Genomic DNA, 15,369 nt, shown 5'->3' with positions numbered 1-15,369 from the left:
GCGGGGGACTCTTAAAGGGCGGAAGCGGAGGCGAGGTCCTGGCGCTCGAGGGCGAGCGGTGCGGGTCCGGTCAATTTTACCCGTTCATGGGCGCCCAGCGACAGGGTGGCGCCGAGCACGTTCGGGCGAATCGGCAGTTCGCCGGCATCCAGGTCCAGCAGGCAGACCAGGGTAACGCTGGCCGGGCGGCCGTAATCGAACAGTTCGTTGAGCGCCGCGCGGATGGTACGACCGCTCATCAGCACGTCATCCACCAGCACCAGGTGCTGGCCTTCGACTTCGAACGGCAACTCGGACGGGCGCACTTGCGGGTGCAGGCCGTTCTGGCTGAAGTCGTCGCGGTAGAACGACACGTCCAGGGTGCCCATGGGGCTGGTGTCGCCCATGGCTTCCTGCAGGGCCTGGGCAACCCAGACTCCGCCGGTGCGGATACCGATGTAACGGGGCTCGGTGATTGCCCGGCGCGCCAGGTGGGCACGAAGGTCGACAGCCATCTGCCGGATCAGCTCGGCGGGATTGGGTAGGCTCATTGCGGGCTCCTCGGAAGGGTGCGCCGGGTGGGCCCGGCGGCAAAGATGATCAGGTATTGGCCTCCAGCCAGCCTTGCAGCAACAAGGCAGCGGCAATGGCATCGACCGGGTTGTCGCGGTAGCTGCCACGCTGGCCGCCACGGGCCATGCGCTCGCCTTTGGCCTCGAAGGTGGTCAGGCGCTCGTCGTGCGTGTGCACGGGCAGGTTGAAGCGGCCGTTCAGGCGGCGGGCGAACTTTTCGGCGCGGGCGCTCATTTCGCTGGGGGTGCCGTCCATGTTCAGCGGTAGGCCGACCACAATGGCATCTGGCTTCCATTCGGCAATCAGCTTTTCCACCTGGGCCCAGTCCGGTACGCCGTTCTGCGCCTTCAGGGTGCACAGTTCGCGGGCCTGGCCGGTAATCACCTGGCCGACGGCCACGCCGATCTGTTTGCTGCCATAGTCGAAGCCCAGCAGCAGGCGTAGCTCAGCCATCAGGCGTGGCCCGCCTGGCTGGTCAGCAGGTGCAGGTTGATCCCCAGGCTGGCGGCCGCAGCCTCCAGGCGCAGGTCGCTGGCCATGCCGAAGACAATATCCGGGTCGAACGGGCAGTTCAGCCAGGCGTTGTCTGCCAGCTCCGCTTCCAGTTGGCCCGCTTCCCAACCGGCATAGCCCAAGGTGATCAGGCTCTGCTTCGGGCCCACCCCGGCGGCGATAGCCAGCAATATGTCCTGTGACGTGGTCAGCGACAGCCCCTCCAGCGCCACGCTGGCCTGGAAACTGCACTCGCTGCTGTGCAACACGAAGCCGCGGTCGGTTTGTACCGGGCCACCCTGGTAGATCGGCACCTGCAAGGTGCTGGCCGGCGGCGTTTCGTCCGGGCGCAGTTGCTCGAGGATGTCGGCCAGGCTCAGTTCCTGTGGTCGGTTGACCACCAGGCCCATGGCGCCATGCTCATTGTGCTCGACGATGTACGTGAGGGTCTGGGCGAAGTTCGGATCGGCCATGTGTGGCATGGCGATCAGGAACTGGTGCTTGAGGTAGCTGGGTGCGAGGGTTTTCATGGGGATAGTGTGGCGCCAGGTGGCGAGACTGACAAGGTGCGGATTTGTGTCGTCTGGTTGGCGGTTGTCGTGAGGTTTTTGGTGTCTTCGAGATTGAGCGCCGCCCGCGCGGCGCATCGCGAGCTATGCTCGCTCCTACGTTTGTTTCGGGCCAGTAACGCCAGTGACGGGCGCGCGCGGCCGCCTGGTCCGTACCACACGATATCGCGTCATGCGCCAAGGCGTTCGCGCGCAAATCCCACAGGAATGACTGGCCCGAAACAAACGTAGGAGCGAGCGCAGCTCGCGATGCGCCGCGCGGGCGGCGCTCGGTCTCCCAGGCGACGCACCTCTACCGCCATACAGGCGGCGCTCGATCTCCCAGGCGACGCACCTCTACCGCCATACCCTCAAGGCCACACCGCCTGGCATGACGTTGCGCAATGGCCGGGTGTGTTTGCCGTGGGTTTCAGGGGGTGGCAGAAATCGAGCGCCGCCCGCGCGGCGCATCGCGAGCTGCGCTCGCTCCTACGTTTGTTTCTGGCCAGTAACGCCTGTGACAGGCGCGCGCGACCGCCTTGTTTGTACGACGCAATATCGCGCCATGCGCCAAGGCGTACGCGCGCAAATCCCCCAGAAATAATTGGCCCGAAACAAACGTAGGAGCGAGCGTAGCTCGCGATGCGCCGCGCGGGCGGCGCTCGATCTTCCAGGCGACGCACCTCTACCGCCATACAGGCGGCGCTCGATCTCCCAGGCGACGCATCTCTACCGCCATACCCTCAAGGCCACACCGCCTGGCATGACGTTGCGCAATGGCCGGGTGTGTTTGCCGTGGGTTTTATGGGGTGGCAGAAATCGAGCGCCGCCCGCGCGGCGCATCGCGAGCTGCGCTCGCTCCTACGTTTGTTTCTGGCCAGTAACGCCTGTGACAGGCGCGCGCGACCGCCTTGTTTGTACGACACAATATCGCGACATGCCCCAAAGCGCCCGCGCGCAAATCCCCCCAGAAATAATTGGCCCGAAACAAACGTAGGAGCGAGCATAGCTCGCGATGCCTCAGTTACTGGACAAACGGTCCCCACGGGCGAAGCGCCAGGTGCGGATGATCTCCAGCCGGTCAAACTCGGCCAGATCCCCGGTAAACGGTGCAAATGGCGCCGCCAGCCGCACGATGCGCTGCGCAGCCTGGTCCAGCACTGGCTGCCCGGATGATTCCAGCACCAGCACCTCGTACAGCGAGCCATCGCGGTTGATCGACACCATCATGCGCAAGTTGCCGTAGATCTGCTGCCGGCGCGCTTCGTCGGGATAGTTCAGGTTGCCCACGCGCTCGACCTTCTTGCGCCACTCTTCCTTGTACCAGGCGCCCTTGTCGCGCATGGTCGACGCGGCGTTCAGGCGATGGATGCGCGGGCGCTTGGCGTACATCTGCTGCTCGTTGGACAGCTCCGCCTCCAGGCTGGCGATCTGGCTGGACAGCTGCGAGCTGTCGAAGTCCGGTGCCGGTGCGGCTGGCTTGGGCTGTGCTTTGCTTTCCTTGGGTTTGGGTTCGACCTTGTGCGGCTTGGGCGCCGTAGTCACCACCGCCGACTTTTTCGGGGTAGGGGGTGGAACCACCTCGGGCCTGGCCGCAGGCGGTGGGGTGATCTTGTTGATCTTGCTGTCCTGGAAAGGCGCCAGTTCGGTGGTCTTGGGCACCGCTTTCTTGTCCAGGGTGCCGCTGCCTTGCTGGTTGTCCTGGGCCTGGAAGTCAGCCTTCTCGGGCGGCTTCTCGCTCTTGAAGGTGGCCAGGGTGATGTCCATGGTGTGGCGGATTTCGGCAGGCTTGACCACGGTGAAACCCACGCCGAGTATCAGCGCCAGGTGCACCAGCGCAGCCAGGAACAGGGTGAAGCCGAGCCGGTCCGCAGGGCGAACACGGGGAGGCAGCAGGTCGGCAGGGACGTCAGCGGGCAGCGTCATCAGGTATCCAGCAACCGCAGGGCGGGGCAGCAGCTCAGTCGAATAGGACCGGCATCATACCCCACTCTACGGCTTTACTTCGCGTTGGCTGTCAGCGTGCCTTGAGCTTGCGATCAATGGCATCCATCAGCTTGCCACCGATATCGGTGTTGTAGGCGGCATCGATTTCGCGAATACAGGTGGGGCTGGTGACGTTGATTTCGGTGAGGTAGTCGCCGATCACGTCCAGGCCAACGAACAGCAGGCCCTTCTCGCGCAGCGTCGGGCCGACCTGGGCGGCGATCCAGCGGTCGCGCTCGGTCAGTGGGCGGGCTTCGCCACGCCCGCCAGCGGCCAGGTTGCCACGGGTTTCGCCGCTGGCCGGAATACGTGCCAGGCAATAGTCCACTGGCTCGCCGTCGATCATCAGGATGCGCTTGTCGCCGTCCTTGATTGCCGGCAGGTAGGCCTGGGCCATGATTTGCTGGGTGCCCAGCGCGGTCAGGGTTTCCAGGATCACCGACAGGTTGGGGTCGCCCGCCCGGTGACGGAAGATCGACGTACCGCCCATGCCATCCAGTGGCTTGAGGATCACGTCTGGATGCGTGGCAGCGAATTCGCGAATGATGTCCGGGCGGCGGCTGACCAAGGTTGGGGTGGTGCATTGCGGGAACAGCGTGGCGAACATTTTTTCGTTGCAGTCGCGCAGGCTTTGCGGGCGGTTTACCACCAGTACGCCTTCGGCCTCGGCTTGCTCCAGCAGGTAAGTGCTATAGACAAACTCCATGTCGAAGGGCGGGTCCTTGCGCATCAGGATCACGTCCAGCTCGGCCAGCGGGCTGTCCTGCTCCTCGCCCAGTTCGAACCAGCGTGCCGGGTCGGCAAACACGTTCAGCGGGCGCATGCGGGCGCGGGCCTTGCCTTCGCCCTGATACAGGTCTTGCTGTTCCATGTAGAACAGGCTCCAGCCGCGTGCCTGGGCGGCCAGCAGCATGGCCAGCGAGCTGTCCTTCTTGTAGGAGATGGACGCGATGGGGTCCATGACAATGCCGAGGCGAACGCTCATGGGGGGTCCTCTTGGCGGCAGGTGGCCGCGGTGGATCGAAAGAAAAGTGGCTCAGGGTGGCGCCGCGAACGCCGCCGGTCAAGGGGCGCGGCAGATGGAATGGCCACCCGGAGTATGCTAAAAATGCAGCTGCAAGCCTTGAGCTACAAGCCTCAAGAAAAGAGCATCCATGCGCCGAGCTGCTTTCTTGCAGCTTGCCGCTTGCAACTTGCGGCTTCAATCCTACTGGTAGGCATCTATGGAACAACCCCTGAAGGTGATGGTGATCGACGATTCCCGCACGATCCGCCGCACCGCGCAGATGCTGCTCGGTGAAGCGGGTTGCGAGGTGATCACTGCCAGCGATGGCTTCGATGCCCTGGCCAAGATCGTCGACCATCAGCCCAGCATCATTTTCGTCGATGTGCTGATGCCACGCCTGGACGGCTACCAGACCTGCGCGGTAATCAAGCACAACAGTGCCTTCAAGGATACCCCGGTTATCCTGCTGTCGTCGCGCGATGGCCTGTTCGACAAGGCCCGCGGCCGGGTGGTCGGTTCCGATCAGTTCCTGACCAAGCCGTTCAGCAAGGAAGAACTGCTCGACGCGATCCGCGCCCATGTGCCCGGGTTTGCCGCACCTCAACAACACGTACCCTGACCGAGCCCCGCCATGGCGCGGTCCTACTTTCCTGATGGGGAAACAGCATGGCCCGAGTTCTGATTGTCGACGACTCGCCGACAGAGATGTACAGATTGACCGAATGGCTGGAAAAGCACGGCTACCAGGTGCTCAAGGCCAGCAACGGTGCCGACGGCGTGGCTCTGGCCCGGCAGGACAAGCCCGACGCGGTGCTGATGGACATCGTCATGCCTGGCATGAACGGCTTCCAGGCCACCCGCCAGCTCAGCAAGGACCCGGAAACCAGCGCTATTCCAGTGATCGTGGTAACCACCAAGGACCAGGAAACCGACCGTATCTGGGCCACGCGCCAGGGTGCCCGTGACTTCCTGACCAAACCGGTGGAAGAGGAAGCGCTGATCGCCAAGCTCAAAGAAGTGCTGGGGGCTTGACCACCCGCCCGCAAGGCGCGTCGCTGACCGCCTTTGAGTTGTTGCTGGACATCGACCGGCGCTGCCGCCTGCTGGTCGCCGATCAGCCGCTGCAGGACAACCGCGTGCAGCAGTGGAGCGGCATTGGCTTTAGCATTGCCGGGCAGTGGTTCGTCGCGCCCATGGGCGAAGTGGCCGAGGTGCTGCGCGAACCACGTAGTAGCCGTGTCCCCGGTGTGCAGCCATGGGTATGTGGGGTAGCCAACCTGCGTGGCCGGCTGTTGCCGGTAATGGACTTGAGCTGCTTCTTCGGCCTGGGCCACGCCGCACCGGGCAAGCAGCGGCGAGTGCTGGTGCTGGATCACGACGACCTGTTCGTCGGCTTGCTGGTCGACGAGGTGCTGGGCCTTCAGCACTTTGCCCTCGACAGCCTGCAGCTGTCGCCGCCGCAGCCTATGATCGCTGCCGCTGCACGCTTTGTGCAGGGGTATTTTCCGCGTGACCGTAACTGGGCGATCTTCAGCCCCTTTGCCCTGGCCCAGGCGCCGGGCTTTCTCGATGTGGCGTTATAGGACCTGCGAACGTGAACAAGCCTGCCACCCCCGTCACTGCCACCACCGTGAGCCCACGTACCCGCAGCATCGCGCAGATCACCGTGCTGTTCCTGATACTGATCCTCTCGATCATCTTGCTATTCGCAAACTTTGCTTACCTCAATACCCAATCCAACTACGACAAGCAGTACATCGGCCATGCCGGCGAGCTGCGCGTGCTGTCGCAGCGTATCGCCAAGAACGCCACCGAGGCGGCCACCGGCAAGGCCTTGGCCTTCAAGCTGCTGTCGGATGCGCGCAATGATTTCGAGCAGCGCTGGGGCTACCTGCGCCAAGGGGACAAGTCCACTGGCCTGCCGCCTGCGCCGCCTTCGGTGCGTGACGAGATGGAATCGGTACGCCGCGACTGGGAAAACCTGCGCAAGAACACCGACATCATCCTGGCCAGCGAGCAGACCGTGCTGTCGCTGCATCAGGTGGCAGCGACCCTGGCCGAGACCGTGCCGCAGTTGCAGGTGGAATATGAAAAAGTGGTCGAGATCCTGCTGCAGAGCGGTGCCCCGGCCAGTCAGGTTGCAGTGGCTCAGCGCCAACTGTTGCTGGCCGAACGTATTCTTGGCTCGGTCAACACCGTCCTGGCCGGTGACGACAGCGCCGCCCAGGCGGCCGATGCCTTCGGCCGTGACGCCGGGCGCTTTGGCCAGGTGCTGGAGGGCATGCTCAATGGCAATGCGACGATCCAGGTAACCCGTGTAGAAGACGCCGACGCCCGCGCACGGCTGGCCGAAATCGCCGAGTTGTTCCAGTTCGTTGCCGGTTCGGTGGACGAAATTCTCGAAACCTCGCCCGAACTGTTCCGTGTGCGTGAGGCTGCGGGCAACATCTTCAGCCTGTCGCAAACCTTGCTCGACGAAGCTTCACACCTGGCGAACGGTTTCGAGAACCTGGCCGGCGGTCGCACCCTCGACACCGTTGGCGGCTATGTCTTGGGCCTGCTGGCGCTGGCGTCGATCATCCTTATCGGCCTGGTCATGGTGCGTACCACCAACCGCCAACTGCGCGAGACCGCAGAAAAGAACGAACGTAACCAGCAGGCCATCATGCGCCTGCTCGACGAAATCGAAGAGCTGGCAGATGGCGACCTGACGGTGACCGTATCGGTGACTGAAGACTTCACCGGCGCCATTGCCGACTCGATCAACTATTCCGTGGACCAGTTGCGCGATCTGGTCGCCACCATCAACCACAGTGCAGTGCAGGTCGCGGCCGCCGTGCAGGACACGCAGAACACCGCGCGGCAACTAGCCAAGGCCTCCGAGCACCAGGCCGCACAGATCAGCGAGGCGTCCGAGGCGGTGGGTGACATGGTTGAGTCGATTGACCGGGTTTCGGCGCATGCTTACGAATCGGCCAAAGTGGCCGAGCGTTCGGTGGCCATCGCCAACAAAGGCAATGAGGTGGTGCACAACACCATCAACGGCATGGACAACATTCGCGAGCAGATCCAGGACACCGCCAAACGGATCAAGCGCCTTGGCGAATCCTCTCAGGAAATCGGCGACATCGTCAGCCTGATCGACGACATTGCCGATCAGACCAACATTCTTGCCCTGAACGCTGCCATCCAGGCTTCGTTGGCCGGGGAAGCCGGCCGTGGGTTTGCCGTGGTTGCCGACGAGGTGCAGCGCCTGGCTGAGCGCTCATCGTCTGCCACCCGCCAGATCGAGGCGCTGGTGCGTACCATTCAGGCCGATACCAACGAAGCGGTGATCTCCATGGAGCAAACCACCGCCGAAGTGGTGCGTGGCGCACGCCTGGCCCAGGATGCCGGGGTGGCGCTGGCCGAGATCGAAGGGGTGTCGCAGAACCTCGCCGACCTTATCCACAGCATCTCCGACGCTGCCCAGTTGCAGACCTCGTCCGCCGGGCAGATCTCCCACACCATGGCAGTGATTCAGCAGATCACCGCGCAAACCTCCGCCGGCTCCGGCGCCACCGCCGACAGCATCCGCCACTTGGCCCGCATGGCGAGCGAGATGCGCCGTTCGGTGTCCGGATTCACCCTGCCGCCACCTACCGAGCCGCGTTGAGGAATAGTGACCATGGCGTCTGCAGTAAGCCCCGAGCGTCACGAAACAGTGGCGCTGGCCTGGACCAAGGCCGCCATTCTCGATTGCCTGGGTCAGGCACGGCAGGCGCTGGAGCGCTTTGCTGGCGAGACGGACGACCTTTCGATGATGGCTTTCGTGGTCGACAACCTGCATCAGGTGCACGGCTGCCTGCGCATGCTCGAACTGCGCGGCGCCACGCGCCTGGCCGAGGAGCTGGAGCTGTTCGCCAAGGCGTTGGCCGACGGCCAGGTCAGCCCCCGGGGTGATTGCCTGGGGGCGTTGTTCCGCGGCCTGGAGCAGTTGCCCTCGTATCTTGAGCGGTTACGCGGTGCCCGCCACGACCTGCCGCTGGTGATGCTGCCGTTGCTCAACCAGCTGCGTGCCTGCCGTGGCGAGGAACCGCTGGCCCAGGCCAGCCTGATGACCGGTGCCGCCCAACGCTTTGCAGGTGACGATGACCTTGCCAACCTCGACCTGTCGCTGGGCAACTGGCGTGACCAGTTGCAGGCCGGGTCGGGGCGCGATGCGCTGCGTTCGGTGGTAACTGCACTGTGCGATGACTTGATGCGCATCAAGGAGCGCCTGGACCAGTACGGGCGCGGTGACCGTCAGCATCTCGAGCAGCTCGATGCGCTACTGGCACCGTTGCGCCACGTGGCTGACACCCTGGCGGTACTGGGCTTTCAGCAACCGCGGCGCGTTATCATCGACCAGGTGCTGGCATTGCAGGCATTGGCTCAGGGCGAGCGGGCGGTGGACGACGCGGTGTTGATGGATGTGGCGGGGGCTTTGCTGTACGTGGAGGCCTCCCTGAACGGCATGGTCGGCCCTTTGGAGGAAAACGGCCAAGGCAGCCTGCCGGGCTCGGACCTGGCCGAGATACGCCAGCTGGTGCTGAATGAATCGCTGAACGTGCTGCAGCAGGCCAAGGATCTGATCGGCGATTACCTGGAGTCCGACTGGCCCCGGCAACGCCTGCAGCCCTTGCCGGGGCTGTTGCAGCAGATCCGCGGGGCACTGGCCATGTTGATGCTGCCGGCCGTGGCCGAGCTGTTTGTCGGCTGCGCAAGCTATGTGCAGCGTTGGCTGCAGCACCTGGAAGAAGAGCCGCCGATTGATGAGCTGACGCACTTGGCCGAGGCACTGAGCGCTGCCGAATGCTACCTGCAATGGCGGGCGGCCGACCCGCTGGCCGATGGCCAGCCCTTTATCGAGATGGCACGGGCCAGCCTGGCGGCGCTGGGTGTGCAGTGCGCGGTGGTCGGGGCCAGCCCAGACCAGGACGGCAGTGGCGATGGTATCGATGACGAGCTTCGCGAAGTGTTCCTTGAAGAAGCGGGCGAGCTGCTGCCGGAAATCGAGCGCCATTGGCTGCGCTGGCGTGCCGACAACCAGCAGCGCGAAGCGCTGGGCGAACTGCGTCGCGCGCTGCACACGCTCAAAGGCAGTGGCCGCATGGTGCATGCAGAGGCGGTGGCTGAACTGGCCTGGGGCGCCGAGCACCTGCTGAACCGGGTGCTGGAGGGCCGCAGCGTACTCAGCCCGGAAGGGGTTGTAGCGCTGCAGCAGGTGTTCGTTCACTTGCCTGACCTGATGGCCGACTTTGCTGCCGGCCAGCTGCCGCAACTGACTGAAATCGAGCAATTGGCCGGGCACTTGCACAGCTTGGCCGAAAACGATGCCCCGGCGGCTGCCGGTGTCGATGGCCTCGATCCGCAGTTGCTGGGCATTTTTCGCACCGAGGCGCAGGGTCATCTGGCCAATCTTGAGGTTTATCTGCAAAGCGCCGGCGGCCACGACACGCCGGTCAGCGATGACTTGCAGCGTGCCTTGCACACGCTCAAAGGCAGTGCCGCCATGGCCGGGGTGATGCCGGTCGCAGAACTGGCCACTGCCTTCGACCGTCTGGCCCGTGAGTACAAGGGGCATCAACTGCCACTGCAAATGGCCGAGATGGAGTGGCTGGAGGCTGCGCGCTCGTTGTTCCATCTGGGTTTGGCGCAACTCGATAGCACACCGCTGGCCGCCATCCCCGGCGCTGCGGAACTGATCGAACAGGTCGGCCAGGCAGTGGACGGCCGCCTGGCCAGCCTGCATGAAGACCCGCACCATGCCGGCCGGCGCAAGCATGATCCGCAGTTGGTCGCCAGCTTCCTGGCGCAGGCCATGGACATTCTGCTCGATGCAGAGACGTTGTTGTCGCGTTGGCAGCAACAGCCTGCCCAGCGTGACGCACTGGATAATCTGCTCGACCAGATGACCACCCTGGGGCACGCCGCGCATCTGGCCGACCTGTGGCAGATGGATGAGGTGTGCGAGGCGTTGCTGGACCTGTATGGCGCTGTGGAGGAGGGCAGCCTGCCTGCCGATGCCCGCTTCTTCAGCCAGGCGCAGCGGGCCCAGGAGACCCTGCTGGACATGCTCGACGAAGTGGCCGCCGGGCAGGATATTCCGCCGCGCCCGGAGCTGGTCGACAGCCTGCGCAACTTGCTGGACCAGGCCCTGGCGCCGGATGCCACCGGCCTGGTGGGCATCGATACGGTCACACCACTGCACCCGGACATGGACCTGTCCGACACCTTGGGGTTGCCGCACCCGCCGTTGCAACCGGAGGTGGCCGAGCCGCTTGCCGAGAAACCGGAAAGCCCCGGCGAAGAGCTGCTGGAAGTGTTTCTGGAAGAAAGCTCGGACATTGTCGAAAGCGCCGCGGCGGCCTTGGCACGCTGGCAGGCCGACCCGCGCAGCAGCGTAGAGGTGGACAACCTGATGCGCGACCTGCATACCCTCAAGGGTGTGGCGCGTATGGTCGAAATTACCCCGATCGGTGACCTGGCCCACGAACTGGAGTTTCTCTACGAGCTGTTGGCTGCCGGCAGATTGCCGCCAAGCGCGCCACTGTTCGCCCTGCTGCAGAACTGCCACGACCGTCTGGCGCATATGCTTGACGCTGTGCGCCTGGGGCAGCCGCTGCATGCCGCTACAGCGCTGATCGACTACATTCGCAACTTCAGCAGTGCGGCACTGACCGACAGTGCCGCGGGCCAGGGGCCGCCAGAAGCTGCAACCGCCGAAGCACCGGCAGCAGCGCCAGAGCGGGCACCAGGTGACATGGTCAAGGTCGACGCCGAGCTGCTCGACGACCTGGGTAACCTGGCCGGCGAGCACTCGATCATTCGTGGGCGCATCGAGCAGCAGGTCAACGACGCGCAGTTCGCCCTCAACGAGATGGAAACCACACTTGAGCGCATGCGTGATCAGTTGCTGCGTCTGGATGTGGAGACCCAGGGGCGAATCTCCAGCCGGCAGCAGTTCGAAGGCGATGCCTATGACGACTTCGACCCTCTGGAAATGGACCGCCACTCCCAGCTGCAGCAGCTGTCACGGGCCCTCTTCGAGTCTGCCTCGGACCTGCTCGATCTGAAGGAAACCCTGGCTCAGCGTGCTCAGGAGGCGTACAGCCTGCTGCAACAGCAGGCGCGGGTGAACAGCCAGTTGCAGGAGGGCCTGACCGCCACCCTGATGGTGCCGTTCGAACGCCTGGTGCCGCGCTTGCAGCGCGTGGTGCGTCAGGTGGCCAGCGAGCTGGGCAAGCAGGTGGAGTTGGTGGTTGGCAATGCCGAGGGTGAACTGGACCGCAGCGTACTGGAACGTATGGTGGCGCCGCTGGAGCATATGCTGCGCAACGCCGTTGACCACGGGCTGGAAAGCCGCGCAATGCGCCTGGCCGCCGGCAAGCCGGAGCAGGGCACCATTCACCTGAATTTGCTGCATGAGGGCGCCGATATCGTCATCGAAATGACGGATGATGGTGCCGGCGTGCCACTGGAAGCGGTGCGGCACAAGGCCGTCAAGCGCGGCCTGCTGGACCCGCAGGCACAGTTGAGTGACCACGAGATCCTGCAGTTCATCCTGCGGCCAGGCTTTTCCACCGCCGAAAAGATCACCCAGATTTCCGGGCGCGGGCTGGGCATGGATGTGGTGCACGAGGAGGTCAAGCAACTGGGTGGCTCGATGAGTATCGAGTCGGCGCAGGGCAAGGGGGCGCGCTTCCTGATCCGCCTGCCGTTCACCGTGTCGATCAACCGTGCGCTGATGGTGCACCTGGGCGAAGAGCAATACGCCATTCCGCTCAATACCATTGAGGGCATCGTCCGCGTGCCACCTGCCGAGCTTGCGGCGTGCTACCAGCTGGACTCGCCCCGCTATGTGTATGCCGGTCACGAATACGAGCTGCGCTACCTGGGCGAGTTGCTGCAAGGCCTGCCGCGCCCGGCGCTGCTGGGGCAGAGCGTACCGTTGCCGGTGCTGCTGGTGCATTCCAAGGAGCAGTCGTTCGCCATTCAGGCCGACAGCCTGTCGCCCAGCCGCGAGATCGTGGTGAAAAGCCTGGGGCCGCAGTTTGCTGCGGTTGCCGGGCTATCGGGGGCGACATTGCTAGGCGATGGCCGGGTGGTACTGATTCTTGACCTGCTGGGCCAACTGCGCGGCCAGCAGCGACGGCTGGCCCGCCTGCCCGGTGGCGGCAGCCAACGCCAGTTGCTTGGCCCGGCACCGCGCCGTCCCTTGCTGGTGATGGTGGTGGACGATTCGGTAACCGTACGCAAAGTCACCAGCCGCCTGCTGGAGCGCCACGGCATGAGCGTGCTCACGGCCAAGGATGGCGTCGATGCCATGGCCCTGCTGGAAGAGCACCGACCCGACGTGTTGTTGCTGGATATCGAGATGCCGCGCATGGACGGCTTCGAGGTGGCCACACGTATCCGCCGTGACGCGCGGCTCAAAGACTTGCCGATCATCATGATCACCTCGCGCACCGGGCAGAAGCACCGGGACCGCGCCATGGCCATCGGCGTCAACGAATACCTGGGCAAGCCGTACCAGGAATCGCTGCTGTTGCAGAGCATCGCACATTGGAGCCAGGCCCATGCTTGAACTGATTTCCGGCCAGCGCAGCAGCCTGACCGGGCTGTTGCTGCCGTTGGGGGACCGCACGCTGGTGTTGCCCAACGTGGCGGTGGCCGAGCTGAGCGGGCAACGTAACCTGGTGTGCCAGCATGGCGACCCCGCCTGGCACCTGGGGTGGATCGATTGGCGTCAGCAACGCCTGCCGCTGATCGGTTTCGAGGCCGCGTGCGGTGGTGAGACGCCGTGCGGGGAGCGGGCTCGCGTGGTGGTGCTCAATGCCTTGGGCGATACCGGTTTGCGGTACCTGGCGCTGTTGCTGCAGGGCATTCCGCGCTCGTGCAAGCTCGACAGCCAGCTGAACTATGTGGATGTGGCGCTGGGCAGGCTGGAGCTAGCGGCGGTGCAGGTGGGTGAGCAGGTGGCGCGGGTGCCGGACCTGGTCGCATTGGAAAGGCTGGTGCGTGACGCGGATCTGCAACCTGATCTTGAGTAGGATGTGAGGCACAGGGCCTCTTCGCGGGTAAACCCGCTCCTACAATGGCTGCGCTCCGTTGTAGGAGCGGGTTTACCCGCGAAGGGATCATCAGCATCACTTCAGGAACCCAGCCCACCTCAGGAGGTCTGTGTTTGCATGTATTACGGTGAACGCTTCAACGCCTGGACCCACTTGGTCGGTGCCGTCCTCGCTGCTATTGGTGCCATCTGGCTGATCGTGGTCGCGGGCATGCAAGGCGACCCGTGGAAGATCGTCAGTTTCTCCATCTACGGCGGCACGCTGCTGTTGCTGTACAGCATTTCCACCCTGTACCACAGCACCCGTGGGCGGGCGAAAGTGATCATGCGCAAGCTCGACCATCTGTCGATCTATCTGCTGATTGCCGGCAGCTACACGCCGTTTTGCCTGGTCAGCCTGCGCGGCCCTTGGGGATGGAGCCTGTTCGGCGTGGTCTGGGGGCTGGCGATCATCGGCATGTTGCAAGAGATCAAGCCGCGCTCCGAGGCGCGGATCCTTTCGATCATCATCTATGCGGTAATGGGCTGGATCGTGCTGGTGGCCGTCAAACCACTGCTGAATTCGCTGGGCACTGCCGGCTTCGCCTGGCTGGCTGCCGGCGGCGTGTTCTACACCGTCGGCATCATCTTCTTCGCCTTCGACAGCCGCTTCCGTCACTGGCATGGCATCTGGCACCTGTTCGTGATCGCTGGCAGCCTGATGCACTTCGTGGCGGTGTCGCTCTACGTACGCTAGGCCCTGCATGAAAAGCCTTGATACTCGGTGATGCTGCGTTGAAAACAGCCTCGGAATGCTCATTTACAACCCGTAAACTCCGCTTCCTCGGCTGTTTTCGCCTTGCCTGACCTTCGTCTCAAGGCTTTTCATGTAGACCCTGGTTAAAAATCGCCCCACAACTGCTGTGCCACCGACAGCGCCACCACCGGCGCGGTCTCGGTGCGCAGCACGCGCGGGCCAAGGCGTGCTGCGTGGAAGCCGGCAGTTTTGGCCTGCTCGACCTCGGCTTCGCTAAGGCCGCCTTCGGGGCCGATCACGAAGGCCAGGGTGGCGGGCTTTTCATGGCTGGTGAGCGGCTCGGCCACCGGGTGCAGGACCAGCTTCAGGTCAGCCTTGGTGCTGCTCAACCATTCGGCCAGGGTCACGGGTGGATGGATGACGGGCAAGGTAGAACGCCCGCATTGTTCACAGGCGCTGATCGCCACTTGGCGCCAGTGGGCCAGGCGCTTGTCGGCGCGTTCGTCTTTCAGGCGCACTTCGCAGCGCTCGCTGACGATCGGGGTGATTTCGTTGGCACCAAGCTCGGTGGCCTTCTGGATCGCCCAGTCCATGCGCTCGCCACGGGAAAGGCCCTGGCCCAGGTGCACATGCAGCGGTGAATCGGCCTGGCCGGCAAAGGCCTGGTCAAGGCTGACGCGGACAGTTTTCTTGCCCACCTCAAGCAACTGACCACGGAATTCCTGGCCGCTGCCATCGAACAGCTGCACGGCGTCGCCGGGAGCCATGCGCAGCACGCGGCCAATGTAGTGGGCCTGGGCCTCGGGCAGGTCGTGCTCGCCAAGGCTCAGGGGGGCGTCGATGAAGAAGCGGGACAGTCTCATGGTTCAGCTCGAACGGAAGGGGATCATGTGACCCTTGTAGGAGCGGGTTTACCCGCGAATGCGATGGTGGGATTACCGACGCATTCGCGGGT

At 64.1% G+C, this 15,369-nt stretch carries 13 protein-coding genes; 7 read left to right on the top strand and 6 right to left on the bottom strand.

Going from position 1 to position 15,369, the window contains the following annotated elements; genetic code table 11:
• Nucleotides 1-11 precede the first annotated feature (11 nt).
• The 5 genes from pyrR to gshB form a co-directional block, all read right to left on the bottom strand.
• Nucleotides 12-530, bottom strand: a complete 519-nt coding sequence (pyrR, locus tag AC3B5Q_RS23810; RefSeq protein WP_021783750.1) for a bifunctional pyr operon transcriptional regulator/uracil phosphoribosyltransferase PyrR — start codon at nucleotides 528-530, stop codon at nucleotides 12-14.
• 49 nt (nucleotides 531-579) lie between these two features.
• Nucleotides 580-1,005, bottom strand: a complete 426-nt coding sequence (gene ruvX / locus AC3B5Q_RS23805; protein ID WP_003249316.1) for a Holliday junction resolvase RuvX — start codon at nucleotides 1,003-1,005, stop codon at nucleotides 580-582.
• Nucleotides 1,005-1,574: a YqgE/AlgH family protein gene (locus AC3B5Q_RS23800; RefSeq protein WP_021783751.1), complete on the bottom strand. Its 570-nt coding sequence runs from the start codon at nucleotides 1,572-1,574 to the stop codon at nucleotides 1,005-1,007. The genes ruvX and AC3B5Q_RS23800 overlap by 1 nt, the downstream gene beginning before the upstream one ends.
• A gap of 1,038 nt (nucleotides 1,575-2,612) precedes the next feature.
• Entirely contained in the window at nucleotides 2,613-3,518 is a 906-nt protein-coding gene (locus tag AC3B5Q_RS23795; protein WP_021783752.1) for an energy transducer TonB, read from the bottom strand.
• Nucleotides 3,519-3,609: 91 nt separating this feature from the next.
• On the bottom strand, nucleotides 3,610-4,563 hold the full coding sequence (gene gshB, locus AC3B5Q_RS23790; RefSeq protein WP_021783753.1) for a glutathione synthase: 954 nt from the start codon (nucleotides 4,561-4,563) through the stop codon (nucleotides 3,610-3,612).
• 238 nt (nucleotides 4,564-4,801) lie between these two features.
• On the opposite strand from gshB, the gene AC3B5Q_RS23785 reads away from it, so the two are divergent.
• The 7 genes from AC3B5Q_RS23785 to trhA all read left to right on the top strand — a co-directional run bounded on the left by AC3B5Q_RS23785 (nucleotide 4,802) and on the right by trhA (nucleotide 14,414).
• Nucleotides 4,802-5,203, top strand: coding sequence for a response regulator (locus AC3B5Q_RS23785; protein WP_021783754.1), 402 nt, complete (start codon nucleotides 4,802-4,804; stop codon nucleotides 5,201-5,203).
• 47 nt (nucleotides 5,204-5,250) lie between these two features.
• Entirely contained in the window at nucleotides 5,251-5,616 is a 366-nt protein-coding gene (gene pilH, locus AC3B5Q_RS23780) for a twitching motility response regulator PilH (protein WP_014592657.1), read from the top strand.
• On the top strand, nucleotides 5,613-6,167 hold the full coding sequence (locus AC3B5Q_RS23775; protein ID WP_488392763.1) for a chemotaxis protein CheW: 555 nt from the start codon (nucleotides 5,613-5,615) through the stop codon (nucleotides 6,165-6,167). Before pilH ends, AC3B5Q_RS23775 begins: the two co-directional genes overlap by 4 nt.
• 47 nt (nucleotides 6,168-6,214) lie before the next feature.
• Nucleotides 6,215-8,239: a methyl-accepting chemotaxis protein gene (locus AC3B5Q_RS23770; protein ID WP_223271165.1), complete on the top strand. Its 2,025-nt coding sequence runs from the start codon at nucleotides 6,215-6,217 to the stop codon at nucleotides 8,237-8,239.
• 12 nt (nucleotides 8,240-8,251) lie between these two features.
• Nucleotides 8,252-13,192, top strand: coding sequence for a hybrid sensor histidine kinase/response regulator (locus AC3B5Q_RS23765; protein ID WP_275967161.1), 4,941 nt, complete (start codon nucleotides 8,252-8,254; stop codon nucleotides 13,190-13,192).
• Nucleotides 13,185-13,658, top strand: a complete 474-nt coding sequence (locus AC3B5Q_RS23760; protein WP_021783758.1) for a chemotaxis protein CheW — start codon at nucleotides 13,185-13,187, stop codon at nucleotides 13,656-13,658. The genes AC3B5Q_RS23765 and AC3B5Q_RS23760 overlap by 8 nt, the downstream gene beginning before the upstream one ends.
• Nucleotides 13,659-13,796: 138 nt before the next feature.
• On the top strand, nucleotides 13,797-14,414 hold the full coding sequence (gene trhA, locus AC3B5Q_RS23755) for a PAQR family membrane homeostasis protein TrhA (RefSeq protein ID WP_021783759.1): 618 nt from the start codon (nucleotides 13,797-13,799) through the stop codon (nucleotides 14,412-14,414).
• 143 nt (nucleotides 14,415-14,557) lie between these two features.
• On the opposite strand, the gene AC3B5Q_RS23750 is transcribed toward trhA, so the two are convergent.
• A complete protein-coding gene (locus AC3B5Q_RS23750; protein ID WP_274103395.1) occupies nucleotides 14,558-15,277 on the bottom strand; it encodes a 16S rRNA (uracil(1498)-N(3))-methyltransferase in 720 nt (239 codons plus the stop codon).
• Nucleotides 15,278-15,369: the final 92 nt, after the last annotated feature.

The organism is Pseudomonas sp. D5(2026), from assembly GCF_057766845.1.
Note: the sequence above shows the minus strand (reverse complement) of the source record. Positions and strands in the feature narration are given on the sequence as shown.